The 25,124-nt window shown below is 45.0% G+C and carries 21 protein-coding genes, 1 tRNA gene and 1 pseudogene; 4 read left to right on the forward strand and 19 right to left on the reverse strand.

Annotated elements, in window-relative coordinates; translation table 11 throughout:
- Positions 1-61: 61 nt before the first annotated feature.
- The 6 genes from urtD to QUA99_RS04390 all read right to left on the reverse strand — a co-directional run bounded on the left by urtD (position 62) and on the right by QUA99_RS04390 (position 6,575).
- On the reverse strand, positions 62-808 hold the full coding sequence (gene urtD / locus QUA99_RS04365) for an urea ABC transporter ATP-binding protein UrtD (RefSeq protein ID WP_333235415.1): 747 nt from the start codon (positions 806-808) through the stop codon (positions 62-64).
- Positions 809-938: 130 nt separating this feature from the next.
- Positions 939-1,667 carry a TIGR00266 family protein gene (locus tag QUA99_RS04370; protein ID WP_333235416.1) on the reverse strand — a complete coding sequence of 243 codons (729 nt, stop codon included), beginning with the start codon at positions 1,665-1,667 and terminating at the stop codon, positions 939-941.
- 312 nt (positions 1,668-1,979) lie between these two features.
- Entirely contained in the window at positions 1,980-3,122 is a 1,143-nt protein-coding gene (gene urtC / locus QUA99_RS04375) for an urea ABC transporter permease subunit UrtC (protein WP_333235417.1), read from the reverse strand.
- Between the two features lie 27 nt (positions 3,123-3,149).
- Complete coding sequence (locus tag QUA99_RS04380) at positions 3,150-4,304, reverse strand: ABC transporter permease subunit (protein WP_333235478.1); 1,155 nt, start codon at positions 4,302-4,304, stop codon at positions 3,150-3,152.
- A 309-nt stretch (positions 4,305-4,613) separates the two neighbouring features.
- Positions 4,614-5,936 (reverse strand): urea ABC transporter substrate-binding protein, encoded by a 1,323-nt coding sequence (gene urtA, locus QUA99_RS04385; protein WP_333235419.1) that lies wholly within the window; start codon positions 5,934-5,936, stop codon positions 4,614-4,616.
- Positions 5,937-6,437: 501 nt separating this feature from the next.
- On the reverse strand, positions 6,438-6,575 hold the full coding sequence (locus QUA99_RS04390) for a hypothetical protein (RefSeq protein ID WP_333235482.1): 138 nt from the start codon (positions 6,573-6,575) through the stop codon (positions 6,438-6,440).
- Here QUA99_RS04390 and QUA99_RS04395 point away from each other — a divergent pair.
- The 3 genes and pseudogenes from QUA99_RS04395 to QUA99_RS04405 form a co-directional block, all read left to right on the forward strand.
- A pseudogene (locus QUA99_RS04395) lies at positions 6,544-7,019 on the forward strand (7-cyano-7-deazaguanine synthase); the annotation flags it as partial. The gene QUA99_RS04390 and the pseudogene QUA99_RS04395 overlap by 32 nt on opposite strands.
- Before the next feature lie 126 nt (positions 7,020-7,145).
- Positions 7,146-8,036 (forward strand): phosphate/phosphite/phosphonate ABC transporter substrate-binding protein, encoded by an 891-nt coding sequence (gene phnD / locus QUA99_RS04400; RefSeq protein WP_333235420.1) that lies wholly within the window; start codon positions 7,146-7,148, stop codon positions 8,034-8,036.
- Positions 8,037-8,185: 149 nt separating this feature from the next.
- Positions 8,186-10,093, forward strand: a complete 1,908-nt coding sequence (locus QUA99_RS04405) for an ATP-binding protein (RefSeq protein WP_333235423.1) — start codon at positions 8,186-8,188, stop codon at positions 10,091-10,093.
- A 68-nt stretch (positions 10,094-10,161) separates the two neighbouring features.
- On the opposite strand, the gene QUA99_RS04410 is transcribed toward QUA99_RS04405, so the two are convergent.
- From QUA99_RS04410 to QUA99_RS04470, 13 genes are all read right to left on the reverse strand, one after another.
- Positions 10,162-10,234, reverse strand: a tRNA-Ala gene (locus QUA99_RS04410).
- A gap of 120 nt (positions 10,235-10,354) precedes the next feature.
- Entirely contained in the window at positions 10,355-11,083 is a 729-nt protein-coding gene (locus QUA99_RS04415) for an HAD family phosphatase (protein ID WP_333235425.1), read from the reverse strand.
- A gap of 276 nt (positions 11,084-11,359) precedes the next feature.
- Positions 11,360-12,259: a methyltransferase domain-containing protein gene (locus QUA99_RS04420; protein WP_333235427.1), complete on the reverse strand. Its 900-nt coding sequence runs from the start codon at positions 12,257-12,259 to the stop codon at positions 11,360-11,362.
- A 259-nt stretch (positions 12,260-12,518) separates the two neighbouring features.
- Positions 12,519-15,080, reverse strand: coding sequence for an ATP-binding protein (locus QUA99_RS04425; RefSeq protein ID WP_333235430.1), 2,562 nt, complete (start codon positions 15,078-15,080; stop codon positions 12,519-12,521).
- A 295-nt stretch (positions 15,081-15,375) separates the two neighbouring features.
- A complete protein-coding gene (locus tag QUA99_RS04430; RefSeq protein WP_333235432.1) occupies positions 15,376-16,101 on the reverse strand; it encodes a TVP38/TMEM64 family protein in 726 nt (241 codons plus the stop codon).
- Between the two features lie 120 nt (positions 16,102-16,221).
- The gene (arsS, locus tag QUA99_RS04435; protein WP_333235433.1) at positions 16,222-17,208 is read right to left on the reverse strand and encodes an arsenosugar biosynthesis radical SAM (seleno)protein ArsS; all 987 of its coding nucleotides are present in this window, start codon (positions 17,206-17,208) and stop codon (positions 16,222-16,224) included.
- 201 nt (positions 17,209-17,409) lie between these two features.
- Positions 17,410-17,805 carry an arsenate reductase, glutathione/glutaredoxin type gene (gene arsC, locus QUA99_RS04440; protein WP_190732266.1) on the reverse strand — a complete coding sequence of 132 codons (396 nt, stop codon included), beginning with the start codon at positions 17,803-17,805 and terminating at the stop codon, positions 17,410-17,412.
- Positions 17,806-17,841: 36 nt separating this feature from the next.
- Entirely contained in the window at positions 17,842-18,498 is a 657-nt protein-coding gene (gene arsH, locus QUA99_RS04445) for an arsenical resistance protein ArsH (protein WP_333235435.1), read from the reverse strand.
- Between the two features lie 7 nt (positions 18,499-18,505).
- A complete protein-coding gene (locus tag QUA99_RS04450; protein WP_333235436.1) occupies positions 18,506-19,210 on the reverse strand; it encodes an MIP/aquaporin family protein in 705 nt (234 codons plus the stop codon).
- A gap of 104 nt (positions 19,211-19,314) precedes the next feature.
- Positions 19,315-19,656, reverse strand: coding sequence for a metalloregulator ArsR/SmtB family transcription factor (locus tag QUA99_RS04455; protein ID WP_333235437.1), 342 nt, complete (start codon positions 19,654-19,656; stop codon positions 19,315-19,317).
- A 139-nt stretch (positions 19,657-19,795) separates the two neighbouring features.
- A complete protein-coding gene (locus QUA99_RS04460; protein WP_333235438.1) occupies positions 19,796-20,911 on the reverse strand; it encodes an inorganic phosphate transporter in 1,116 nt (371 codons plus the stop codon).
- 232 nt (positions 20,912-21,143) lie between these two features.
- The gene (locus tag QUA99_RS04465) at positions 21,144-21,398 is read right to left on the reverse strand and encodes a hypothetical protein (RefSeq protein ID WP_333235440.1); all 255 of its coding nucleotides are present in this window, start codon (positions 21,396-21,398) and stop codon (positions 21,144-21,146) included.
- A 177-nt stretch (positions 21,399-21,575) separates the two neighbouring features.
- The gene (locus tag QUA99_RS04470) at positions 21,576-22,250 is read right to left on the reverse strand and encodes a HEAT repeat domain-containing protein (protein WP_333235441.1); all 675 of its coding nucleotides are present in this window, start codon (positions 22,248-22,250) and stop codon (positions 21,576-21,578) included.
- Between the two features lie 268 nt (positions 22,251-22,518).
- Here QUA99_RS04470 and QUA99_RS04475 point away from each other — a divergent pair, with 268 nt between their 5' ends.
- Positions 22,519-24,978, forward strand: a complete 2,460-nt coding sequence (locus QUA99_RS04475; RefSeq protein ID WP_333235443.1) for a CBS domain-containing protein — start codon at positions 22,519-22,521, stop codon at positions 24,976-24,978.
- Positions 24,979-25,124 lie beyond the last annotated feature (146 nt).

A 25,124-nucleotide genomic window follows, 5' to 3' on the forward strand; every position in this document is an offset into this window, starting at 1 on the left:
TCTTCCTTCTTCCGTCTTCCGTCTTCCGTCTTCCGTCTTCCTTCTTCCTTCTTCCTTCCTCTTACTCTTCCGGTTTTCCCAAATATACCTCAATTACCCGATCGTCATTTTGCACCTCATCCATAGTCCCCTCGCACAAAACCGCACCCTGATGCAACACCGTCACCTGCCGTGCAATCTGCCGCACAAACTCCATATCGTGTTCAATTACCAACACCGAATGACTTTCCGCCAGCGAAATCAGCAACTCTCCAGTTAACATCGTTTCCTCATCCGTCAAACCAGCCACAGGTTCATCTACCAACAACAAATCAGGAGATTGAGCCACCAACATTCCAATTTCCAACCATTGCTTTTCCCCGTGAGAAAGCAAACCAGCCAAAACATCAGCTTTAGCAACTAAACCAATTGTTTCTAACAAACCGGAAACCGTGCGTTTTTCAGCAGCCGAAGCAGGCTTGAATAAAGTCGAAAAAACATTTTTATGGCGGCTGCAAGACAATTCCAAATTTTCGCGCGGCGTTAAATTCAAGTAAACTCGCGGCGTCTGAAACTTGCGACCAATTCCCAAGCGCGAAATCCTATCTTCCGACAACTTGCGTAAATTTTGTCCCTTAAATAACACCCGGCCCTCTGTCGGCTGCACCTTCCCGGTAATCGAATCGAGAAAAGTTGTTTTCCCCGCACCGTTGGGGCCAATGATAACTCGCAGTTCGCCCGCATCCATGCTGAAATTTAAACCGTTGATAGCTTTAAAACCATCAAAACTAACCGTTAGGTTTTCTATTTCTAATACTTTGCCATTCATAATTAGTCATTAACTCACTAATGGACAATAAACCAATACATTTTGTATGTGCCAAGCGCAAATATTCTCCCTTCTTAAGGCGATTTTATCACCTCTCGTGGCACCATACTTTCTACTTTTTTCTAGCAGTTTACTCTAAACTAAAACTGCTAGAACTGCTCGACATTGGAGGTGGAGCGGCAGCTAAAATGCGTTCAGCTAACTTCGAGAGTGGCAAACTTTGCACGTATACTTTTCCAGGCCCAGTCATCTTTGCCAAAAACAAGCCTTCACCTCCAAATAAAGCATTTTTAAACCCGCCAACAAACTGAATATCGTAGTCTACTGTGGGAGCAAAAGCTACCAAACAGCCGGTGTCTACTCGCAACACTTCACCAACTCCCAAATTTTTCTCAACTATTGTTCCTCCCGCATGAACAAAAGCTAGCCCGTCACCCTGCAATTTTTGCAGAATAAAACCTTCTCCGCCAAAGAAACCGACACCGAGGCGCTTGGTGAAAGCTACCTCAATTTCAATGCCATTCGCTGCACAGAGAAATGAGTCTTTTTGACACAAAAATTTACCGCCAAGTTGGCCTAAATCGAGGGGAATTACTTTACCCGGATAAGGGGCGGCAAAAGCGACGCGGGCCTTGCGGTTTCCGGCGTTGACAAAGGTGGTAATGAAAAAACCCGCTCCTGTCAGCATCCGTTTGAAACCTTGAAATAAGCCGCCGCCTGTGGATGTTTGCATTTGGATGTCGCCTTCCATGTATGTCATGGTTCCAGCTTCAGCCCTCACCCCTTCTTTGGGGTCGAGTTCAATTTCGATGAGTTGCAAATCGTCGCCGTAAATTTTGTAGTCAATAATATCTGCCATATTTTTTTCCTCAAGTTAAAGAATTAAGCTGCTTGCTACTGATATCTAAGGATCGTGAATTAAATAATTTGCTTAAGCCTGTGGGATGGGCGTCTCGCCCGTCTATAAGGGACGGGCGAGACGCCCATCCCACAAGAACAATTAAAATTGCAGGTTATTTAATTCTCATTCCTAAGTAGGTGGACATATATATTGCATATTCTCAGAGAAAAACGCAGCTTTTCCCAAGTCTATGGCGATTACTTCGTTCCTCGCTGCCTGGCGAAATTTATTTATGTCAGCCTACTTCTAAATTACACGATATTTTTGGACTCAATGTTCAAGTTCTTCTTTTTCGCGCTGCACTTGGGGGTCTTGTTCCAGGCTGGGGTAAGTAGATGCGTACTTGGGTCTTCTGAACAAGCTGCGGATTTGGTCGAAACCTTGATGTTGCAGCCATCCGACTAAGCCGTCGGGCAGCACTGTGACTACTATTAGGAATAGCGCGCCTTGGAAAAATAGCCACACTTCGGGGAATTGTTCGCTCAAGAAACTCTTGCCAAAGTTGACTAGCAGCGCTCCCAATATTGCTCCCGATAATGTGGCGCGACCTCCCACTGCGACCCAGATTACCATTTCAATTGAAAAGGCAATATCCATTGCTTTTGGCGAAATAATTCCGGTTTGTACGGTAAATAATGCGCCTGCAATCCCGGCTAAACCGGCGGAAATTGCAAAGACTAAAACTTTGTATCCTGTGGGATTGTAACCTGAGAAACGCAGGCGTATTTCGTCGTCGCGAATTGCTACTAGCAGGCGGCCGAAACGCCCGCTGGTCAGCCACCTGCAGAGGGCGTAAGTTGCTGCTAGAAATAGTATGGTAAGAATGTAGAAAATATATTGAGTATCTCGGTCATTTACTGTGGCTCCGAACAGGGTTTTAAAGTCGGTAAGTCCGTTGGTGCCGTTAATCAGTTTTTGCTGACCGTTAAAGAAGTTGAAAAATACAATGGTTGCTGCTTGGGTGAGAATTGAAAAGTAAACGCCTCGAATTCGATTGCGGAATACTAAATAACCTAAAAGTGCACCCAAGATAGCGGGGATGAGAACTACTGCTAATGCTGAGAAAGGAAATGAATAAAATGGTTGCCAAAACCAGGGGAGTTCGGTAACGCCGTAGAGATTCATAAATTCTGGCAATTGACTGCTGGCGGTTGGGGGAATTTGCAGTTTTAGGTGCATGGCTAAGGCGTAGCCGCCGATCGCAAAAAACACCCCATGCCCTAAACTAAGCAAACCTGTGTATCCCCAAATCAAGTCTATGCCGAGGGCGGCAATTGCTAGAGCTAGAAATCGCCCAAGTTGGTTGAGACGAACGTCGGGGAGTATTCCTGGGATGAGCAATATGAATGTGAAGGCGATCGCGCTGACAATTGCCGCTTCTTTTAGCCAGGGTTTTTGATGTTTGTTCTGCATTTTTCGCTACACTCGCAGTTGTAATTTTTAATTTTCTACCGTCCGCCCTTTTTGCGGGAAAATCCCTCCCGGCTTCACTTGCAGAAAAGCCATAATTAAAGCGAATACCATTACTTTTGCCATACTGGTTGTGGCGAAAAATGTGAAGAAATCGGCTAAAGGCTTGATAGGAGCGAACATTATTGCTAAGGTTCCAGAACCGATCAGGTAATTTGCAGTACCGATCGCGATCGCAGCAACTACACTCCCCACAATCTTGCCGACACCGCCCACAACCACCACCATAAAAGTATCGACTATATAATTTTGTCCGGTATTTGACCCTACGGAACCGATCAAACTAATCGCGCACCCGGCGACACCTGCCAGCCCCGAACCCAAAGCAAAAGTCAGCGCGTCTACTTGTTCGGTAGGAATTCCCAAACACGCACTCATGCTGCGATTTTGTGTCACGGATCTAATCCGCAATCCCCACACAGACTTTTGCAAAAATAGGTAAATTCCCGCCAAACAAATTCCTGTCAGGACAATAATAAAAATTCGGGCGTAGGGCAACTGAAAAGTGCCCAGCGGGATGCCGCCCCGCAACCATGCAGGTGCAGTTACGTCCACATTTTGAGCGCCAAACCAAGGTTGAGTTACTACCAGTTTGTAAGTTTGCCCTAAAAACGCGCTCGCCGCCCAGGAAATACCCAAAGATAAAGGCAAAATTACGGCGATAATTTTGCTGCGAATGCGATCGAAATCCGATCGCTGCTTCAGCACTCGCAAACCGCCAAAAAACAGCAAACAAAACACCGCAATCCCAATTACCAGCACCCAACTGACGCTGCGGACAAACTGCTGCAAAATTAAACTTACGCCCCAAGTTGCCAGCAGAGTTTCTAGGGGCCGCCCGTAAAGATAGCGAATTACTCCGCGTTCGAGAATTAATCCTACCAACGCAGCTACTAAAAAAGCTAGGGGAATCGCAAATAAAATATAGGTTTCAAAAGCAAATCCTCCGATACCTTTGAAGACATTTTGCACCACGAAAGTTGTATAAGCCCCCAGCATCATCAACTCGCCGTGAGCCATATTAATCACGCCCATCAGCCCGAAAATAATTGCTAGTCCCAGGGCTGCAATTAGTAAAACAGCGCCGATGCTAATGCCGTTAAATAAACCGTCTAATAAGCCGATCGCCACTTTTTCTCCTCCTATTTTTCTATAATATTTGGTGCAATTATGTAACAAGTAATGTGCGCTATGCACACCCTAAAGACGCGATTTTTTGTATGAGGGGAAGGTGCGACATCAGCGCACGGAGCGATGTTTTAGGTAAACTAATAAATCGGGGAAAGGTACGCATTGCGCCACCACCATAAAGACGCAAGTTTTTGTATGAGGGGAAGGTGCGCCCTAAGCACCCGGAGCGACGTTTTACCTGTACAGTTATGTAAGGGGAAAGGTGCGCAATGCGCACCCGGAAAGAGTTTTAAATTAACTTAATTATGAACTCTTGAATTTTCCGCCTTTTGCGGGGTCTGACCAATCGCAAGAAAAGCCTTTTGTTTCAGCGACAAACTGATTCCAAGGAACTGGCTGCACTGCTTGTGGCGTAGCATAAGCGATGTTAAACAAACCGTCGTCTCTCACTTCGCCCAAGCGCACAAATTTAGAGATGTGGTGGTTGTTTTCCATCGTAACTTTGCCCTCAGGCGCGTCAAAGGTTTGACCTAAAGCTGCTGCCCGCACTTTTTCTAAATCGTCGGCTGTTCCTGCTTTTTCGACGGCTTGCTTCCACAGGTAAACCATGATGTAAGCTGCTTCCATCGGGTCGTTAGTCACTCTCTCTTTGCCGTATTTTGCCTTGAAAGCTTCCACAAATTTTGTATTTTCGGGAGTTTCCACAGTCATGAAGTAATTCCAGGCGGCGTAATGGCCTTTAAGATATTCTACGCCGATCGCCTTTACTTCTTCTTCCGCAATACTGACCGACATTGACGGATATTTGTCCGGCCCCAAACCTGCACCCTGCAACTGTTTGAAAAATGCTACGTTGCTGTCGCCGTTGAGGGAATTGAAAATGACGCCGCCGTCAGGCAAAGCTGCCTTAATTTTAGTAATAATTGGCGTGACTTCTGTGCCGCCCAAAGGAATGTAATCTTCCCCAACTAATTCGCCGCCTTTGGCTGCTAGCTGTGCCTTGATAATGGTATTTGCCGTGCGGGGGAAAACGTAGTCAGACCCGACCAAGAAGAATTTTTTCCCTTTATTTTCTAGCAGCCAGTCCACTGCTGGTTCGATTTGTTGGTTCGGCGCCGCCCCCGTATAAAAGATGTTCTTGGAACACTCTTGACCCTCGTATTGTACGGGATACCAGAGCATATGATTTTTTTCTTCAAATACCGGCAATACTGCTTTGCGACTGGCGGAAGTCCAGCAGCCAAAGACTGTGACAACTTTATCTTGGTCGATCAATTTTTTGGCTTTTTCTGCAAAAGTCGGCCAGTCTGAGTTTCCATCTTCTACTATTGCTTCGATTTGTTTTCCGAGGACGCCGCCAGCTTTATTGATTTCTTCTATCGCTAATTGTTCGGCATCGACAACGCTTTTTTCGCTGATTGACATCGTGCCGCTCAAGGAATGCAAAATTCCTACTTTGATCGTGTTTCCCCCCCCGGCGACTGCTGGTGTAGTTCCTGTTGATGTGGGAGAAGCGGCTGGAGTTGCTGTTGGAGTGGGAGTTCTACAAGCTTTGAGAAATAAACTTGATGTCAGGGTAGCAGAACTGTATAAAATAAATTTCCGCCGATCGAATCGCTTTGTCATTTTTTCTTGTTACTCTTGAATAGATGAGTCAGATGATTGAGAATAATAACACATAGCGACTTGATATTAAGACTCCCTTAATCAGAGAGTTGTATTTTTGGATACAAAATTTATTATTAAGTAAATTAAAGTTTAAGGACAATTTTCGACAATTTACAGTACAGTCTCTCAAAACGCGTGGCGATCGCACTGTGCTTTGAGTACGATCGGATTTGTGTAAATCACCCTGATTGTCGCATAACAAATTATTTGTGGCTTTTAAAAATTAATGCCGTATCATTTCGAGGATCTGAAGTCCTTGCTAGATAAGCATTGTAGCATTTTTTACCCAAAAAGTACAGCAGTGACTTTAACACGCTCGTTGTCGCTATTTAAACTTTTCACAAATTCTGTGTTGCTTCTTAAAAAACGGGGCTGGCAAAAATTAGGGCAGCGTCTAACCAATTAAGCATCGTTTTTTGAAAAAACAGCTTAGAAGGTTGATTATAAAATCAAACTGCTCTAGAGGCGTGCTCGTGATACGGGATTGTACCCGATCGATCCATCTCCGTTGAGGCGATCGCTGCCTTGAAAACCGTTGCAGGACACCCAGACGCTTTTTTGGCGCGATCGCACCCTCGATCGAATGTCCGAAAACATCCCCATCACCTACATTCTCACTCGCCATACAATTTTCCTATACAATTGTCCTAAATTTTTGCCTTGCCTGGGCCGAAAGTCTTAACGCCGATCGCATTTGCATTTGCCTCAACGCTTGAGATTATTCCGGCTATCGGGACTGTCGCCCCGATTATATTCAAGCCATGAAAGAAGTATTTCAGCTAGGGACAAAACAAGGGAGAGAAGGCGAGGCAATTTCTATCTCAACACCGCTGATTGAGCTAAAAAAGACAGAAATCATTAAATTAGGAAAAATTAGGAAATAATTGGGGAGTGCGTTGGGAAAAAACTTGGTCTTGTGACGCCGACGGTGAAGTTACTTGTGGCGTTTGCGATTCATGTCAGTTACCACGGGCAGCGTTTAAGGAGTTAGGTTTACAATATCCGCTGCCTTACGCTCCCAACCCGAACACCGCTCGATAAAAATTTTCTTAAAGATTTTTCCGCACAGAATTTTAACCAATAGATAATCTCTTTTAATCAAAGCTTATTCCAAATAGCTTATAATAGTTATGCAATTTTCAACTGCCACTAAAACTCCTAAAAATTATGAAGAGGCGGCATTTTGTTGGGTTCTCCCTATTGTTTGTAGCAAGCTGTTCGACAACAGTAAATCAATCTAATCGCAGTTTTTCCAATTTGCCCGACAGTGAACCAGAAACCCTTGAATTTGCCGTAACTGATATTCAGGGAGCAGAAGATTTGCAACAAAATTATCAAACGTTTCGGACTGTTCTTGGGGAAGTTTTGGAGAAAAAAATTGAATTTTTCCCAGTAGATAACTATATAGCAGCAGCCGTAGCTCTCCAGTCGGGTCAGCTAAAATTAGCTCTAACAGGACCATCTGAATATGTGATTGTGCGGGCCCGGACAAATGCTGTTCCCATCATTGCCATCACCCGCCCAGACTATCACTCAATTATTCTTGTTCCTGCCAATAGCGAGATTAAATCAGCAGCACAATTGAAAGGAAAAACAATAGCTATGTGGGAAATAGGTTCAACTGGTGGTCATCTAGGGCCTACTAAAATCCTACTCGAAGCTGGCTTAAATCCCCAATCCGACTTCAAAATCTCAATGTTGGGGAAAAAGGGTTTGCAGGCTCTTAAAAATGACCAAGTTGATGCCTTAGCAATTGGTTTTAATAGATACAAAGATTCACTCGAAAGAGACGGTTTATCGGCAAGTAATTTTCGGATTATTGCCACAGGGCAACCCTTACCTAGTGACTTGTTTGTTGCTAGTAGCAATCTGCCTAATACCCTTGTTAAAAAAATGCGCGAGCGCCTGGTAAAAAATCAAGATCGACTGATTGAAGCGCTTTTGGTCGGCAAATTCAATGCCAAGTATAAAGGAGCTAAAATGATGCCAGCAAACGACAGTGATTATAACATGATTCGCGAAGTTTATCAAGCTATTGGTCAGGGAAATGTCTTTTAAGGTTAAATTTTATCTAATGCCTAGTTTGTAGTAGGGCTTTAGCCGTTAATCCATAAACTATAGGGAATATTGCCCCTACTACAAATAAGAGACTTTATTTATGTGCATTTACTAAATACACTTGTTAAAATTTAGCTCAGGTTGCCAGTATGCAAAAATTTGAACAGGGAAAAAATGGGGCTGTAAGCTTCAACAATCTTACCCTCAATAGACGAAAAAATAATGCCGCTGTCACTGAAGGCGATCGCGACCTGAAAAGTCCTATCAAAAAAACTCCCTTCAGGTCAATTAACCGCTTCATTTCTCGCTTAAGCATTGCCAAAAAAATTACTTATGGCTACTCGCTAGCCATTGGAATAGCCATACTAGGAACCACAGGGGGAATGATCTGTGGAGACTATTACCAAAAGCAAGCTTTCCAAGCTCTAACCTTCGCTGATGAGCAACAACATTTGCTCAGGGATTTAGAATATTCCGTGCAGACAGTGCAGTCGCATCCCAAACGCTTAATCTCTGTTTTGGGAGATTCAATCTGGTTTGAATATGAAACTGCTAAGTTCTTGAAAGATGTGGATGTAGTCAAAAAAAATATTGCAGAACTAGCATTTTTTACGGAAGAACATTCAACAGAATTAGCAGTAAATTCGGCTGACTTAAAGCAACTTTTAAATGGTTACACAACTGCGACCGATTCGTATTCTCAATTGCTCAAATCTTTTTGGCAAGAAATAGATACCTCCTCACTAAAACCAGAGGAAGTTAAAGATGCACAGCAGCAAGTATTGGATTTAATTAGAGGGGATAAAGCAGTTAGGATCGATGTGAAGTTCGATCGGCTGTCAGAGAGTTTGAGCTTGATGACACAAGTAGCTAAGGCACAGCAGAGACAAGCTTACATTAATTTTAATAAAGCTGAGGACTTGCGACTGCAAATCATCGTAGTGAGTATGTTAGTGTCAGTCGCGATCGCTATTTTTCTAGCCATCTGTACCAGCCGCGCGATCGCCCTTCCTCTCCAAGCGGCAACCACCGTAGCTAAAACTATTACTCAACAAGCAAATTTTGATTTGCAAGTACCTGTCACCACAGAAGATGAAGTGGGAACCTTAGCCAAATCCATCAATCAATTAGTTGAATGGGTAGCAGAATACACCCATGAATTAGAACAGGCTCGCCAAACTTTGGAAGAGCGAGTCGAAGAAAGAACAGAAGAACTTACAGCAGCACTTTACCAACTTAAGCACACCCAAACCCAGTTAATTCAAACCGAAAAAATGTCCAGCTTAGGGCAGATGGTGGCAGGCGTAGCCCATGAAATAAACAACCCTATTAACTTTATTTACGGCAACCTAGAATACGCCAACCAGTATATTATAGATTTGCTGAATTTACTTCGTCTCTATCAGCAAGAATACCCACAACCCACAGAGGCGATCGCAGAAAAAATCGCAGAGATAGAACTAGAATTTCTCACAGAGGATTTACTAAAACTGCTGGAATCTATGAAAATAGGTTCAGAACGCATCCGGCAAATAGTTTTGTCTTTGCGAAACTTCTCTCGTTTAGATGAAGCTCAAATGAAATTAGTTGATATCCATGAAGGCATTGACAACACACTATTGATTTTGAACAGTCGCCTCAAGCAGGGAATTGAAGTGGTCAAAAACTATGGACAATTGCCCGAAATAGAGTGTTATCCAGCGCAGCTAAATCAAGTATTTATGAATATCATAGTAAATGCGATAGATGCACTAGAAGAGTCATGGGGTAACTCTAAAAAAGGGAAAAATCCTCAGATTTTAATTCAGACGAAAAAGTTGGACAGTAGCCAAATTTTGGTGCGAATTTGCGATAACGGCCCTGGTATTTCACCCGCAATTCAAAGTAAATTATTTGACCCATTTTTCACAACTAAAGAACCAGGAAAAGGCACGGGTATTGGCCTGGCAATTTGCTACCAGATTGTGGAAAAACATCGGGGAAAAATAAAGATAATTTCATCTTTGGGAGGTGGAGCAGAGTTTGCGATCGCACTCCCCGCCTCCTCTCAAACTTGAAGCTAGATATTGTCTATTATGAGGACATTAATGTGTTAACGACGACACATAATTTGTTATTTGACATATGGAGAATAGCGGACTCGAACCGCTGGCCTCTGCGGTGCGATCGCAGCGCTCTACCAACTGAGCTAATTCCCCTGATTGACTTTTAATTTAGCATTTTAGATGCGGGATTGCCGAATCTAAAAGGCTTACAGGTCTTGCTTGCTCTCACGTTCGCAGACCGTCACCTACCTTAGCACGTAACTGCTAAAAACGTCAAGTGTTTCGCGCAGCCGGCTCAGTGGGGGCAATCGAGCAAAGTTGGGCCACTCTGTCCAACTCTAAATCCGCAAAATAGTCCACCGTCCAATTAGCTTGGCGCTGGATCATGTGAAACGGGTAAGTGTGAGTCACCCCCGCTACCTGAATCCCGGCTTTTTTCGCCGCTTCAATCCCCGCAAAAGTATTTTCAACGGCCAAACACTCGATCGGTTGCAGGTTAAAGTGGGGATATTTCTGGTTGAAAAGTTCCACAGCCAAGAGATAGCCGTCGGGCGCTGGTTTGCTCGCCGTCAAGTCGTCGCCTGCGACAATTAACTCAAAGTTTGCTGCCAAACCGGCCCGATCTAACACCAATTCTATATCCGATCGCATTGCCCCGCTAACTACGGCCATTTTCAGTCCGGCGGCCCGAATTTTGTCAATAAATTCTGCCAAACCCGGATAAATCGGCAGTTTCTCCAAAGTATCTATTTGAGCTTTGTAAGCTTGGGCCTTGCGCCGCCGCAGCCGATCGAGGTATGTTTCTGTCACAAATCGTCCCCGGCGCTCGAGGAGTCCGGTAATGCAAGCGCGATCGCTCTTTCCCAAACAAATTTCTCGAAACTCCCCGCGTTTGAGCTGGAGATTTTCATCGAGCATCAATCGATCGATTATTTTCTCGTGAATTGGCTCGTCATTAACAATCACGCCATTAAAATCAAATAAAACTGCTTTTAGAGTCATTAGAATAGAGAAGGAAGAAGTTCGGCAACGGATTATGTAACGGATGTAACGGATGTAACGGATTTCAGGAAGAAAGAAGAGGGAAGAAGGAAGAAGGAAGAAGAAAAAAAGAATTTATACTAATTATTAAAAGTAAGGTGACACATAAATTGTACGCGAGCATCTGTAGGGACACGCCAATGCGATGTCCTTACCGTCCGCTTCGACTTTTAATAATTGGTATAAGATTTGAGGATTGTAGCAACACTTTTTAAAATTGGTATTAGTAACAATAAATCAAGCGGGAGCTGGAATGCCCGGTAAATCGCCATCAAAATCAGGAGTTCGATCGCCCCAATTCCACCCCCTCGCCACCTTTGCCTGTTCCAAATCTTCCCCAGGCAAAGGTTTCACGCCCTGCGTCACCTGATTCACCCACCAGTGTTCGTGAGTTTGCACCGCCGCGAATCCTGCCGCCCCCGCCCAAGCATCGAGGCTGCCAGCCGCGTAAGACTTAATATAAGGCTCTTCAAACATATCAGTCAGCCACTCTGTCTGCCGCAAAGTTTTTTGATTGCCGTCCAAAATTGCCACTTGTCCCCCAACCTTCAGCAGTCGGAAGCTTTCTCGCAAAATTGCCCGCGATACAGGAGGTGGCGTCTCGTGAAACAGCAAGGAAGCTGCGACTAAATCAAAGCTAGCGTCAGGAAAAGCAACGCTTTCGGCATTTCCGTGCAACCATTGGATATTTAAGCCGGCTTTTTGGGCTTTCATTTCGGCAACTACCAGCATATAAGGCGACAAGTCCAAGCCGACAACTTCCGCTTCAGGAAAGGCTTGCTTGAGCATGAGGGTTGTCGAACCGGTGCCGCATCCCAAATCGATGATTCGGCGCGGTTTCACCCGCACAGCGTCAATTAAGCCTTGCCTGACGACTGTTTCGTGGGGAGGCAAAACATATTGGGTAATTGGATCGTAGGAAACGGCGGCACCGGGGTTAAGGTAGCCACCTTTAATGCCGTGAAAGTTTTGGCTGCTGTAATATTCGGGATAAACTAAGTTGGGTTGTCGGTAGCGATCGCCCGCTGTTTCCCAGTCGATACCTTCGTAGAGTCGTTTCAGTGCTTCTTCGTCGATCGCCAGTCGAATCAGGGGCGACAAAAAGCGCTCGAAAATTGTATCCTTGCCAACAGCCATAAAACTCCTTTAACAAAAACTCTTCTAATTTTAGCCAACGGGCGTAAATTTAGCATTAATTAAAACTGTTGAGCCCCTCTTCCCTCTTCCCTCTATCCCTTACCTCCGTTACAACGTTACAAAATCTGCAGGCTTCCTTTCCCACTTCCTGCTTGTACGAGTTTAAAAAAGGCAACTGTAGACAAGCTCTCAACTCTTATTTTATCAGTCCTTCCTAAATCTAAAATCTAAAATCTAAAATCTAAAATCTAAAATAATCTTACTTTCCGTTACTAATAGGAATTTTTACTAAAAACTGTGTGCCGCCGCCCGGAGGTTTAGAAATTTCGATGCTGCCGCCGTGTCCGTCCACTACAATTTTGTAGCTAATTGCTAACCCCAAACCAGTGCCTTTGCCCACGGGTTTGGTAGTAAAAAATGGGTTATAAATTTGGTCTTTAACGCTGTCGGGAATGCCGGGTCCGTTGTCGGCGATCGCCACTTTCAGAAATTTTCCGCCATTTTCGCGAACTACTCCCGTGGAAATTGTAATAATTTTATCCAGGCGATCGATATCGTTCAAGGCATCGATCGCATTGCTCAGCAAGTTCATAAACACCTGATTGAGCTGAGAGGGATAGCACTCGACTGAAGGCACTTTCCCGTATTTCTTGACTATATAAATTCTATTTTTGAGGCGGTTGGAGAGCAACAGCAAGGTATTTTCGATACCTTCGTGAATGTCCGCCAGCTTTTTGTCAGATTCATCGAGGCGAGAAAAGTTGCGCAAAGAAAGAACTATGCTGCGAATGCGTTCGGTTCCTATTTTCATAGAATCCAACATATGCGGTAAATCTTCCTCGATAAATTCTAACTCGATTTGTTCGGCAAACTCTGCTATTTGCGCGGGCACCTCTGGGAATGTTTGTTTGTATAAACTCACCAACTCTAATAAATCTTTTGTATATTTGCTGGTGTGAGGCAAATTAGCCGAAATGAAGTTAACCGGGTTGTTGATTTCGTGCGCTATCCCGGCCACCATTTGACCGAGGGATGACATTTTTTCGCTCTGCACTAAATGAGTTTGAGTTTTTTTCAGTTCATTTAAGGCACTATTGAGCAGTTTTACTTGGTTTTGGGTTTGACTGTAAAGGTGAGCTTGAGTAATTGCGATCGCCAATTGGTCTGCCACAGCTTTTAACAGTTGGATTTCCTCCCCGCTCCACAGCCAATGAATAGCGTGGCTGCAAATTAAATAACCCTGCGGCTGGTTTTGAGTCTGGACAGGCACGGCTAAATAGCTATTAGCTTTAAGTTCGATCTGTTGAGCTGCACCCTCAGCCAAAGTGTCCCTCGAAAAAATAATTGGCTCGCCTTGACCGCTCCGCAATAACACATTTTCGACAAAGTAAGCATCAAACTTTATAGGTTGTGTCGAACCATCAGATGGGGAACATTCCCACAGGATTTGTAACATTTTTTCTTGTGGTTTGTACCAACCAAAAGCCGCCCGTTCTAGGTGCAGCAAACTTACTATTTCTTCGACTGTACTTTGCACGATTTGGTCTAATTCTAGGGAAGCGCGAATGCGTCCGGCAATCCGGTTGAGCATGGCTTCTCGCTCCGCTTGAGCCCGATTGTTTTCAGAGGAGTAAATTAGCCAAATTGCTGCTAGCATTGCCGGGCCGAGCAGTCCGGCGACTACGGATGTCAGCAAATTTAATGCTTGCAGTTGGGATTCAATATTTTCGCGGGGAATTACTAAAGCCATCGACCAGTTAACTTCCTTGAGGGGAGCATAGGCCACATACATCCATTTGTTATCTATTTTTACCAGTTCGATGTTCGTCTGGCGGTCGATCATCTGCCGCGCAATTGTGGAGAGTGCGGGGTCTTTTGACTGTAAAAAGCTTGGGGCGGGGCGGTCGGTATTTCCGATTAAGTTATTGTTGGGATGAACAATTGGCACTCCTTGTGAATTGAGCGCAAAAGCATAACTGTCGGAACCGTACAGCAAGCTGTTAGCGACCGATGTTACTCTGTCTAATTTAATGCTGCCCGATAGGACTCCAATTACTTGATTGGGAGCCGGAGGTAAAGCCCAAATAGGAGCTGAAATGATGATCGTCGAAACTTTTGTACTGCGGCCGATCAGCGGGTCGGAAACGTTGAGCTGCCCGGCCATTGCTTTTTTAAAGTGTTGGCGGTCTTTGCTGTTCGCGTGGTTGCCTAAAGTGTTAATAAATGAGCCGTCGGGTTGAGTTAATGACAGGACGAAATACTCTTTTAATCTGTATATTTCTCCTTGTAACCGGGGCTCGACTAATTTCCAATTGAGAGTGCCAACCGTAGGATCGTAAGCAATGGTTTCTATTTCTGCTTTGCGGCTGCTAAGCCAGCGGTCGATTTCGTCAGTGCCTTTTTCTAGTTTTAATAGGGCTATTTCCTTTAAATTGTCGAGGATTAGTCCGCGCACAAAAAAATAGCTGATGCAAGCAGTTGTGCTAATGGTTAAAGCGGTGGTGCCAAGAATTAGCAGGGTCAGCAAATGGCGGCGCTGCCGTCTGTGTTGCCAAAGACTCTGCGCTTGCTGCCACCGCGATTGAGCAGAATTGCTGATGTTTTGCCAAAAGCGGCGCAGATTTTTTGTTTGGTGCGGCGGCGCAGACACAGATCCGGCTTGATTTGCTGGGTTTTGCATCATCAAATGTTCTCTCCGAATCAAATTCATCAAACTGTATTGGTCATTCGGCAGAATTAATATCAGCCAAGTCGTGAGACCAGTTTCAGAAAATAATGCAACTGTAGACCGGTGCTGCCAACCCTGGTGGTCATCAGTCATTCCCAATCTAAAATCTAAAATCTAAAATTAAAAATTGTAGGACTTGCATTCCTGACTGCAAACAATTTTTCTTATGGTTGGGCACTCGCATTCTATTTTGGCATCAATTTTATATTTCGACCTTCGGTTTACCTATTTGAGGTTTTTGCTTTACGATATCTTTAATATCTATCTCGTTTGTATAACAAAATAATTGTAAATAACACAGAGAAAACACGGAGTTTTTTAAATTAGCAATGTATTCTAACTTAAGGGTAAATACTTATTGACAATTTTACTAATTTGCGCTGTAGGTTCAAGGGGAAATTTTTTCATCTAAAGCTTTTTTTGCCAAGCGGGTTGCATAAACGGTGAGGGCGATCGTTGCTAGCAAACCAATGCCGTAGAGAGCCCACTCAGCAGCAGTGCGCGATCGCCCGCTAGATCCGAGTGCAGCCAAACTCCCGGCCAGGGAACCGATATAAACATACATGACTGTTCCGGGAATCATGCCGATCCAAGATGCCAAAAAATAGTCTTTTAAAGATACCTGCGTGACTCCAAAAGCATAGTTAAGCAAATTAAAGGGAAAAATGGGAGAAAGCCGCGTCAGCAGCACAATTTTCCATCCTTCCGAAGCAACTGCGGAGTCGATCGCCTTAAATTTTTGATTGCCCTCTATCTGTTTGGAAACCCAGTCGCGAGTTAAATACCTTCCTGTTAAAAAAGCGCAAGTTGCGCCTAAAACTGAGCCGATTGAAACACAAACCGAACCGCCAACGACTCCGAACAAAACGCCAGAACCGAGAGTCAGCAAAGAACCGGGGATAAATAGAACCGTTGCGACAATGTAAATTAGAATAAAAGCTGCCGGGCCCCAAGGGCCGAGACTCGCGATCGACTCCAAGGCATTTTTCAGAATTCCTTGAAAGTTAAAAAACTTTGCCGCCACAATCAAAGCCACAGCTAAACCAATCCCTAAAATCAGCTTCCACCTATTTGATGGCGGCGGATTTTCATCGGGTGATCGCGAATCATTCATTACCTAAACTCCCCAGTCTAAATTGCATACACCGTCGTTTCCAGGGTAGGGACACGGCAGTGCCGTGTCCCTACTGTATTTCATCCCATTGATGATATAAACCGCAACTTTTCCCTTAAATTAAATCAAAGTACCGCCGCAGCTAGAACCGCTACCAGCCGTACAGCCGTAACAATAAGCAGCAGTTTGCACCTCTTGAATCAAATCTAAACTGCCAGATTCGAGCAATTTAGCAACAGTGATCTTTTCCCCGCTGCCAGTTTTCGCCGGCAGATTTTCCATTTGGTTAAAATCGCAGTCGTAGACATTGCCCAAATAGTCGATCGACAATTCGTTACGGCACATTAAATGTTCCAGAGTACCGGGATTAAAATTATCCTCCAAAAACCCCAGATAAGGCTTGTGAAGTTTCTTATGTTCCAAATGAAACTTAGTCCGTCCCACCGGCAAATTAGTAATCGCGAACAATTGATTAAAACAAATCCCAAAATGTTCGGCTAAATAAACCTTGTAATCTTGCTCTAACTTGCCTTGTTCCGGTGCTAGCGAAAACTTGTCTGTTGCCGGCACTTGCGGATTGTACACCAAATCCAGAGTTAAATTTGGATTTTTCCCGTATCCCAACTGATTTAGCTTTTGCAGCGCCCGAATCGAACTGTCAAAAACACCGTTACCGCGCATTTTGTCCACATTGTCAGCTTGGTAGCAGGGAAGCGACGCCACAATTCTGAGTTGCTGCTGCGCGCAATATTCGGGAATATCTTCAAAACCTTTTTCAAAGTAAATCGTCAAATTAGAACGAACAATGACCTCTTTACCTGCCGCCCTGGCAACTTCCGCCAGCGGTTTAAAACCGTAAAGCATTTCGGGAGCACCGCCGGTGAGGTCAACAGTTTGAATTTGAGGAAAGCGGCGAATGATTTCAATTAATTGGTCGCAAATTTCCGGGGAAAGTTCTTCGGTTCGTGTCGGGCTAGCTTCTACGTGGCAGTGAGTGCAAGCGAGGTTGCAGCGTTTGCCGAGATTAATTTGTAAAACTGTAATCTGCTTTTTAGTTAAAGCTGAGTGAAGTTTGTTTTTGAAAGGGGTGACTGCTGTCTGAATCATGTGCTAACCTTTTGGTCTTTGCTCGCAACGAATGTAGAGGCGTTCGGCCGGAACGCCTCTCATAATTTAGCACTAATTCTAATAGTTCTGGACGCATCAAAACCCAAGAAACCGGGTTTTTTGCCGTTTTTGCGGGATGTAACGCCTCTTCTGGGAAAAAAAACCGGTTTCTGACCACCCGTGCGTGTAGGACTATTAATCTTACTTTAGAGAGTCAACTAATGTTTCAACTCGTGCTTTAATTTCATCTCGAACGCGGTGAAAAGTTTCGATGGGTTGTCCGTCGGGGTCGTCGAGTTGCCAATCTTCAAACACTTCTCGCAATACCCACGCTTCGGGTAAATTCACGCCGCAACCACAGAGAGAAATTACGGCGTCGTAGTCTTCTGCATTGAATTCGTTTAATGGGTTTGATGTTTGATCGGTGATGTCAATGCCGATTTCTGACATGACTTGAATTGCTGTCGGATGAACTCTGCTTGATTCTAACCCGGAACTGGTGACTCCAATCTTGCCGGCTCCGATGGTTTTAGCGAATCCTTCTGCCATTTGCGATCGGCAGGAGTTTCTTTTGCAAACAAACATTACTTTTTTCATGGAATTAGTTGGTTGTTGGTTGTTAGTTGTTAGTTGTTAGTTAGATGTTTCAAGGGCGCGATTTGCTACGTCGATCGCCTCTTTAGCTGCTTGTTCCTTGCGTTCGCTGTAGCGATCGGTCAAATAGTCAGCTTGCTCCCGCAACAGCAAGGTAAACTTGTACAGTTCCTCCATCACGTCGATCGCGCGATCGCGATAAGGCGAATCCTTCATCGTCCCATCCTCGTTAAACTCCTGATAAGCCTTAGCAACCGAAGACTGATTCGGAATCGTAAACATCCGCATCCAGCGGCCCAAAATTCTCAAAGTATTGACAGCATTAAAAGACTGGGAACCGCCGCTGACTTGCATCACCGCCAAAGTTCGGCCTTGAGTCGGTCTGACAGCCCCAATACTTAAAGGAATCCAGTCAATTTGGTTTTTCATAATGCCGGTAATATTGCCGTGCATTTCTGGACTAGACCACACTTGACCCTCAGACCACAGGCTCAATTCCCGTAATTCTTGAACCTTCGGATGCGTATCGGGAACGCTGCCATAAATCGGCAGTTCTAGAGGATTAAAGAACCTAACCTCTGCACCGAAATCCTCAATAATTCTCGCCGCTTCTTCCGCCAACAAGCGGCTGTAAGAACGCTCTCTTAAAGAGCCGTATAGAAACAAAATTCTCGGTTTGTGCGTAAAATTTGTCATGATAGTTTTAATTAAAGTCCCGAAATCCGTTAGATATTTCCCGATAAACTGCGACTGCTAATTGCGCTCCCCAAATTGGAGCCACCCAGTAAACCCAATGGTGTTCCCAAATTCCGCCAACTAAAGCCGGGCCGAGCGATCGTGCCGGATTCATGCTAGCTCCGGTAATCGGCCCCATAAATGCAGCTTCTAACCCTACAGTCAAACCAATTGCTATCCCCGCTAAACCGATATGAGCGCGCCTGTCAAGTCCCGAACCCAGAATCACAAACATTAGGATAAAACTCAGAACAGTTTCTAAAATTAGAGACTGCAACCAGTTGCCGTTAAGAGGGAGAGTAGCACCGAGATTTGCCACTTTTCCTAAGGTAATTAGCAGCAATGCGGAAGCTGCGATCGCCCCCGCACACTGCGCCACAATATAGGGTAAAACTTTGTATTTTGGGAAAAAACCGCTCGCCCAAAACCCTAAAGTTACGGCCGGATTAAAGTGTGCACCGCTGATGTGTCCTAGGGCGTAAATCATGGCACATACTACTGCACCAAATACAAAACTGACGCCTAAATGAGTTACGGAACCAGCGCTAGTTTTGTTAACCATCACCGCACCGGTGCCTGCAAAAACCAAAATAAATGTACCTAGAAATTCCGCGATCGCCTCTCGCCTGCAATCGGGTCGAGCACAAGCTAACCTATGGGCTGTTGCATCCATTGCTCTCAACTAATTGTTTCCCTCCCATCATATCAATAAAATTTGATATGTCAATCATCAAAAAAGCCATATCAGTATTTGAGTGATTAAGAAATGTTGATGGGTTAACCCGCGTCGGAACAAGGGCGCGCCGGCAGGATCTGGCTGAAGCGGCGGTATTCGGCGAGGTAGTGTTCGAGGGCGACAAACTGAGCTAAATTGAGGCTGTAGTATATCCAGCGCCCTTCTTGGCGGCTGCGAACTAAACCGGCTTCTTTTAGGGTTTTGAGGTGGAAAGAGAGTTTAGACTGAGGGACAGAAAGCCGATCGCACAAATCGCAAACGCACAACTCCTGTTCCCGCAGCAACTCCAGAATCTGAATCCGCAGGGGGTCAGAAAGAGCGTGAAAGCCAGCAGCGATCGATTTATCTGCAACAGGAGGCGCGATCGGAGAATTTTTAACCATAAATTACCCTTAAATTTTTATTCAACAACTCCAGGCGCGATTTCTTGTTTTTACCGTTAGATTTGATATGGTTATCCTTTGATGGCAATCCCAAATCAACTGCGAAATCTTTATCTTCTAGGACTAACGATTAATTCTCTTACCGATGCAACACCCAGTAAGCGCCGCCGCTGATTACCGCAGCAATTGGCAAGGTCAAAATCCATGATAGTAGAATCTGATAAAAAACGCGCACATTAGCTTTTTTTGAAATCAATCCGACACCAAAAATTGAACCTACCGAAACATGGGTAGTAGAAACTGGAAGCCCATAGCGACTGGCAGCAATAACTAAAAAACCCGTCACTAAGTTTGCCACAAGTCCTTGACCGGTATTCATTGATGTCAGCTTTTTGCTCATTGTTTCGGCCACTTTTTGAGCGTTCAATAAACCGCCGATCGCCATACCCAAAGCTACTGCTAAACTTCCCCATTGAACAGATATCGCTTCACCGACTAACATCAGCGAAACAATTTTCGGAGTATCGTTCAATCCTCTGGCAAAACTGACGATTCCCGCACTCATAAAATGGCAAACATCCACTAACTTTTGGCTGGGAATTTGTAAGAAATTTCCCAGGTACCTTTGCGTGCATTTATCTAGAGAATCGACCGCGACATCAGCGGTTGTGATGCACTTAAGTATGTTAGTTGCATCGGGCTGGGGAATGGGAATAATCTGTTGAATTTTGCCAGCGCAAATACACCATTCTTTCTGGATTCCTAAATAAACTCGCAGGTAGCGAGACAGCCCATAAATTAAAGCTGCTAATGGAATCGCAATCATGGGAGTCAGCAACAAGGGCATTAGAAAAGTTTTCTGCAATGCTGTAAAATTAACTTCAGTAGCAATTGCTACTAAACCTGCACCGACAAGAGCACCTGTAAGACCGTGAGTTGTGGAAATAGGGAATCCCGTTAAGGTAGCAAGAATAACGGTTAAACCCGCAGCGATCGCGACTGCCAAATGAAAATCTGACCCATTGGCGATCGCATCTGGAACTAGCCCTTTTCCCGAAAAGCTTTTTACCAGGGTTTCTGCTAGAAAAATAGACAATACTGAACCTGCAAAAGTTGTGAGCGTTGCCCAACCAATTGCTGTTTTATAGTTCGTCGTCTGACTACCAAATAGTGTCGCCACTCCTTTAAAATTATCATTAGCACCATTGCAGTATGCTAAAAAAAACGTGGCGACAAATAGCGCAATAAGTAACATTCTCTTAGTCAGAATAAGTGTGGTTTATTTGAAACTGTTTTTTGCCGAAGCCCCTACAGCACCGAATTGGATTTTATAGACACAGTTGCATCAAATAAAATAATGAAAATATTAAGATTTCTTTGGGGCTAGGCGAGCGATCGCGTCTTAATTTCGCGCAACACGGGCGCGATATGGAACGATACTATAATTAAGGCTCGGCGATCGCGGACGGTACGCTCAGCCCACCGATTCACTTAGGATTTTGTACCCTTGCCGGCACATCTGTCAGTCCCGCCTTCTGCATCAGCGAAATCACCCCTATAGATAGAATTCCCCCAATAATTGCCCCGACAACTACCAGGATAATAAAGACTTTTTGCAGAGTTTTTTTGGTAGCCGGGTGGTACTGTCTCGGCAAACCTTCACCTTGCTCGTTCAGTTCTTGCTCCAACGGGTCTAGCGGATTGGAGGGATTTGAGTTAAAAGGATTGGGTGCTTGATTCATGGCTAGTTTTGGTTAAAGGATATAAAGAACTATTTTAACTTGCGATTTGCCGTAGCAGCTTATATAATATATTCTGGTTTTACTCAATACTCTATAAATTTTATTAAGATTGCTAAAATAAGGATTAACCCGGTTTATTGAAGAAACCGGGTTTCTCAACATACTAAAAGTTTTATGTCACGCTTCTGCTTTTGACAGGCGATCGAGAGAAATTGTTGCCGCCTCAGATACTTGAGAATTGCTATCTTTTTCTAAGTATTTCAAAGCCGAAACGCTCTTAACACTCGGCAAATTGCCCAAAGCTTCAGCCAGCCTCTGGCGGATCAGCCAATCTTCCGACTGAGCAAAATTGAGGATGCGATCGATCGCCCCAAGATCTTTAATTTCCCCCAAAGCCGAAATTGCCGCCTGCTGGATCACCACTTGCTCGCTTTCGAGAGCTTTTAGCAGCACGTCGCGAGCCCGGGGATCTTTGAGATTCCCCAGAGAAACAGCAGCGCTGAAGCGCACCAGCCATTCCGTATCCTCATAAAAAGCGCGCACCAAAGCGTCAAAAGCTCTGATATCTTCGAGATAGCCCAAAGCACCTGCAGCGTCAGCGCGAATGCCGTAATCGGGGTCTGTTTCTAGCAATTTGACTAGAATAGGATAGCACTCTGCTGTCGGTTTGACCCCGAGAGCAAACACAGCCATCGATCGCACTTGCAAACTTTCGTCGTTCAACACCTTTTTAATCAAAGGCACCGCCTCTGCAGCAGGCACGTTCCGCAAGTTGGCCAAAGCCACCATTCGATCGGCTGAATTTTCGCTTTCTAACTTGGCGGCAATTTGCTCTAAGCTTAAAGTTGTCATTATGGATAAATCTTGTAGTAAAACTTTACATTCGGGTTATTTTGATTATAGGGGAGTCTCAGGAGAAAAAGAGGCAGTAAAAACCGCCCAAGGATTTGAGATCGGTGAGATGGCGAATTAGTGACACCATTAATCTAAAGCTGAGATTGCGTGGAAATAATAAATTAGAAAGTCTATTATTTAAATCCCAAGCACAGGCGAGGTGTTTCTGCCGTTCCCCAAGGCTTTGCCCGATAGTTAGCCGCCCTCTGACAACCTGCAATCAACTATGCCCTTTTACCACCCGCCCTTTTACTCCTCAGCCTTAGAACAAGCGATCGACCGGTACCCCCTAACTGCCGGGCCAGAAACTTCCTTAGCAGTGGCGATCGCCCTGATGAGTCAGTTGCAAAACAGTTGTCCCCTAGTCAAAACACCTTTACCCTCAGACCGCAGATCGATGAACGAAGCGTCCGCGCCGGACAAGGTGCGGGCGCGCTGCGTGATCGTCGTGCACAACCAGCAGACTATTACCGCAGGCAACTTATCCGACAACCCCAGCCGCGGGCTGTTAATCGGCATATTAACTCCCGCCGACTTAGTGAGGCTGATAGCTTCTGGCAAAATAGACAGCGAGCACAAAGTAGCCCTGCACAAAATACCACTTTCCGAAGTGATGTCCCCAGTGTCGGTCTCCCTCACAGAATCCGACGACCAAGACGTGTTCGCCGCTTTATCCTTATTTCGCCAGCACAAGATTCGCTATTTGCCGATAGTCAATCAATTGGGCCACTTGGTAGGAGTGCTGACGCGGGAAAGAATTCGCCAAGTATTGCAGCCTTCAAACATTCTCAAACTGCGGCGGGTAGCTGAATTGATGACTGCGCCAATTACAGCGCCCCACACCGCTTCGCTCAAAAGAATAACCGAACTGATGTCAGAGCATCAAGTCAGTTGCGTAGTCATTACAAAAAACACAGAATTAACAATGGAGAAGCCCAAAGATGACTATACCTCCATTTTTCACTATTCCTTTCACAAACCCTTGGGAATTATTACCGAATACGACATCGTGCAGGCACAGTTTCTCGAACTAAATTTCGACCAAACCCCTGCTCAAAAAGTCATGAGAACTCCCCTGCAAGTTCTTCAACCTTCCGATTCCCTGTGGACGGCGCACAAAGAAATGCAGCAGCAACAAGTGCAGCGGTTGGTCGTGTGCGGAGGGCGCGGAGAACTGTTGGGAATTATTACTCAAACCAGCTTGCTCAGAGTCCTCGACCCGACAGAAATGTACCGAGTTGTCAAACAGTTGCAGCAGTCGGTTTATCAACTGCAAGCAGAAAAAGTGGAACTGCTGCAAAGCCGCAACGCCAAGCTGGAACAGCAGGTGCGGGAACGGACAGCCAAACTCCACGAACAATTGCAGCGCGATCGGCTGTTAACTCACATTTCTTTGCGGATTCACCAATCCTTAAACCTCGAAGAAATTCTCCACGCCAGCGTCGATGAAGTCCGCCAAGTTTTGCAAGCTGACCGAGTAGCAATCCTGCATTTAGAGTCCTGCAATTCCGGCATTGTAGTGGCAGAATCCGTTGCCGAAAATTGGCCTTCTATCTTGGGAGAAATCCTGCCTGATAATATTTGGCAAGAATCTGCTTCGGCGATCGAACAGGAAATTTATGCCGTCCCCGACATCGACCAAGCCTGTTTGAGCGCCGAAAAATATGCGCGGTTCCAGCAAGCGCAAATCAAAGCTTATTTGATTGTACCAATTTTGCAAGACGGCAATTTGTGGGGGATGATGTGTGTCCATCAGTGTTCCGAATCCCGGCAGTGGCAGCCTTCGGAAGTGGATTTGCTGCTGCAACTGGCAACTCAAATCGCGATCGCCATTCAGCAAGCCCAACTCTATCAGCAAGTCCAAAACCTCAACACCGACCTCGAACGCCAAGTGCAAGAACGCACCGCCGAATTGCAGCAAAAAGTTCACGAACTCCAGCATTTAAACGTCCTAAAAGATGAATTTCTCAGCACAGTTTCTCACGAATTGCGGACGCCTTTAGCTAATATGAAAATGGCTATTCATATGCTGAAAATTTCTCCCACACCAGAGCGGCGTCAGATTTATTTAGAAATTTTAGAAACAGAATGTACTAGAGAAACAGATTTAATTAATGCTTTGCTGGATTTGCAGCGGCTCGAAACAGCAGCTTGTCCGATCGATCTGGAACCAGTAAACTTAGAAGTCTGGCTGCCTACTATTATCGACCCGTTTTACACCCGCGCCCACAACCGTCACCAGCATTTGCGAGTAGAGTGCTCGCGCCACCTCCCCACGATCAGTTCCAACCGCGCTAGTTTGGGACGAATTTTTGCAGAACTCCTCAACAATGCCTGCAAATATACTGCCAATGACGGCGAAATCTCTCTGAAAGTTGAGTGCAAAAAAGGAGTCGGGGAAGATGGAGGACAAGGGCAAAATCCGCGACAAGCAAGTGATGTCCCTGCCGAAATCGAATTTACACTCAGCAATCAATCGTCGATTGCGATACAGGAATTACCTCGAATTTTTGAGAAATTTTATCGCGTTCCCAACGCCGACCCCTGGAAACAAGGAGGTACAGGTTTGGGTTTAGCTTTGGTTCAAAAACTTGTCGAACAGTTGCAGGGAAAAATTGAGGTTGAAAGCAGCAATGGCTGGACTAATTTTATTGTCACATTTCCTACCAAGCCGGAGGGGAATTAGTCCGCCGTCAGTCGATTTTAGATTTTAGATTTTAGATTTTAGACTTCGGCGCGAGCGCTAGAGGAGAACGATTTTAGATTTACTTGCAGCGCAGTGAATCTGGAGCTTGAACAAGAGTCTAAAATTTTGGGATCTCCACGACAGGA

It is taken from the genome of Microcoleus sp. F10-B2, assembly GCF_036704965.1.
GTDB lineage: Bacteria > Cyanobacteriota > Cyanobacteriia > Cyanobacteriales > Microcoleaceae > Microcoleus.

Coding starts and splice junctions, on each gene's coding strand:
- urtD (WP_333235415.1), bottom strand. CDS start 808: ATGAATGGCAAAGTATTAGAAATAGAAAACCTAACGGTTAGTTTTGAT.
- QUA99_RS04370 (WP_333235416.1), bottom strand. CDS start 1,667: ATGGCAGATATTATTGACTACAAAATTTACGGCGACGATTTGCAACTC.
- urtC (WP_333235417.1), bottom strand. CDS start 3,122: ATGCAGAACAAACATCAAAAACCCTGGCTAAAAGAAGCGGCAATTGTC.
- urtA (WP_333235419.1), bottom strand. CDS start 5,936: ATGACAAAGCGATTCGATCGGCGGAAATTTATTTTATACAGTTCTGCT.
- QUA99_RS04390 (WP_333235482.1), bottom strand. CDS start 6,575: ATGTTTTCGGACATTCGATCGAGGGTGCGATCGCGCCAAAAAAGCGTC.
- phnD (WP_333235420.1), top strand. CDS start 7,146: ATGAAGAGGCGGCATTTTGTTGGGTTCTCCCTATTGTTTGTAGCAAGC.
- QUA99_RS04405 (WP_333235423.1), top strand. CDS start 8,186: ATGCAAAAATTTGAACAGGGAAAAAATGGGGCTGTAAGCTTCAACAAT.
- QUA99_RS04415 (WP_333235425.1), bottom strand. CDS start 11,083: ATGACTCTAAAAGCAGTTTTATTTGATTTTAATGGCGTGATTGTTAAT.
- QUA99_RS04420 (WP_333235427.1), bottom strand. CDS start 12,259: ATGGCTGTTGGCAAGGATACAATTTTCGAGCGCTTTTTGTCGCCCCTG.
- QUA99_RS04425 (WP_333235430.1), bottom strand. CDS start 15,080: ATGACTGATGACCACCAGGGTTGGCAGCACCGGTCTACAGTTGCATTA.
- QUA99_RS04430 (WP_333235432.1), bottom strand. CDS start 16,101: ATGAATGATTCGCGATCACCCGATGAAAATCCGCCGCCATCAAATAGG.
- arsS (WP_333235433.1), bottom strand. CDS start 17,208: ATGATTCAGACAGCAGTCACCCCTTTCAAAAACAAACTTCACTCAGCT.
- arsC (WP_190732266.1), bottom strand. CDS start 17,805: ATGAAAAAAGTAATGTTTGTTTGCAAAAGAAACTCCTGCCGATCGCAA.
- arsH (WP_333235435.1), bottom strand. CDS start 18,498: ATGACAAATTTTACGCACAAACCGAGAATTTTGTTTCTATACGGCTCT.
- QUA99_RS04450 (WP_333235436.1), bottom strand. CDS start 19,210: ATGGATGCAACAGCCCATAGGTTAGCTTGTGCTCGACCCGATTGCAGG.
- QUA99_RS04455 (WP_333235437.1), bottom strand. CDS start 19,656: ATGGTTAAAAATTCTCCGATCGCGCCTCCTGTTGCAGATAAATCGATC.
- QUA99_RS04460 (WP_333235438.1), bottom strand. CDS start 20,911: ATGTTACTTATTGCGCTATTTGTCGCCACGTTTTTTTTAGCATACTGC.
- QUA99_RS04465 (WP_333235440.1), bottom strand. CDS start 21,398: ATGAATCAAGCACCCAATCCTTTTAACTCAAATCCCTCCAATCCGCTA.
- QUA99_RS04470 (WP_333235441.1), bottom strand. CDS start 22,250: ATGACAACTTTAAGCTTAGAGCAAATTGCCGCCAAGTTAGAAAGCGAA.
- QUA99_RS04475 (WP_333235443.1), top strand. CDS start 22,519: ATGCCCTTTTACCACCCGCCCTTTTACTCCTCAGCCTTAGAACAAGCG.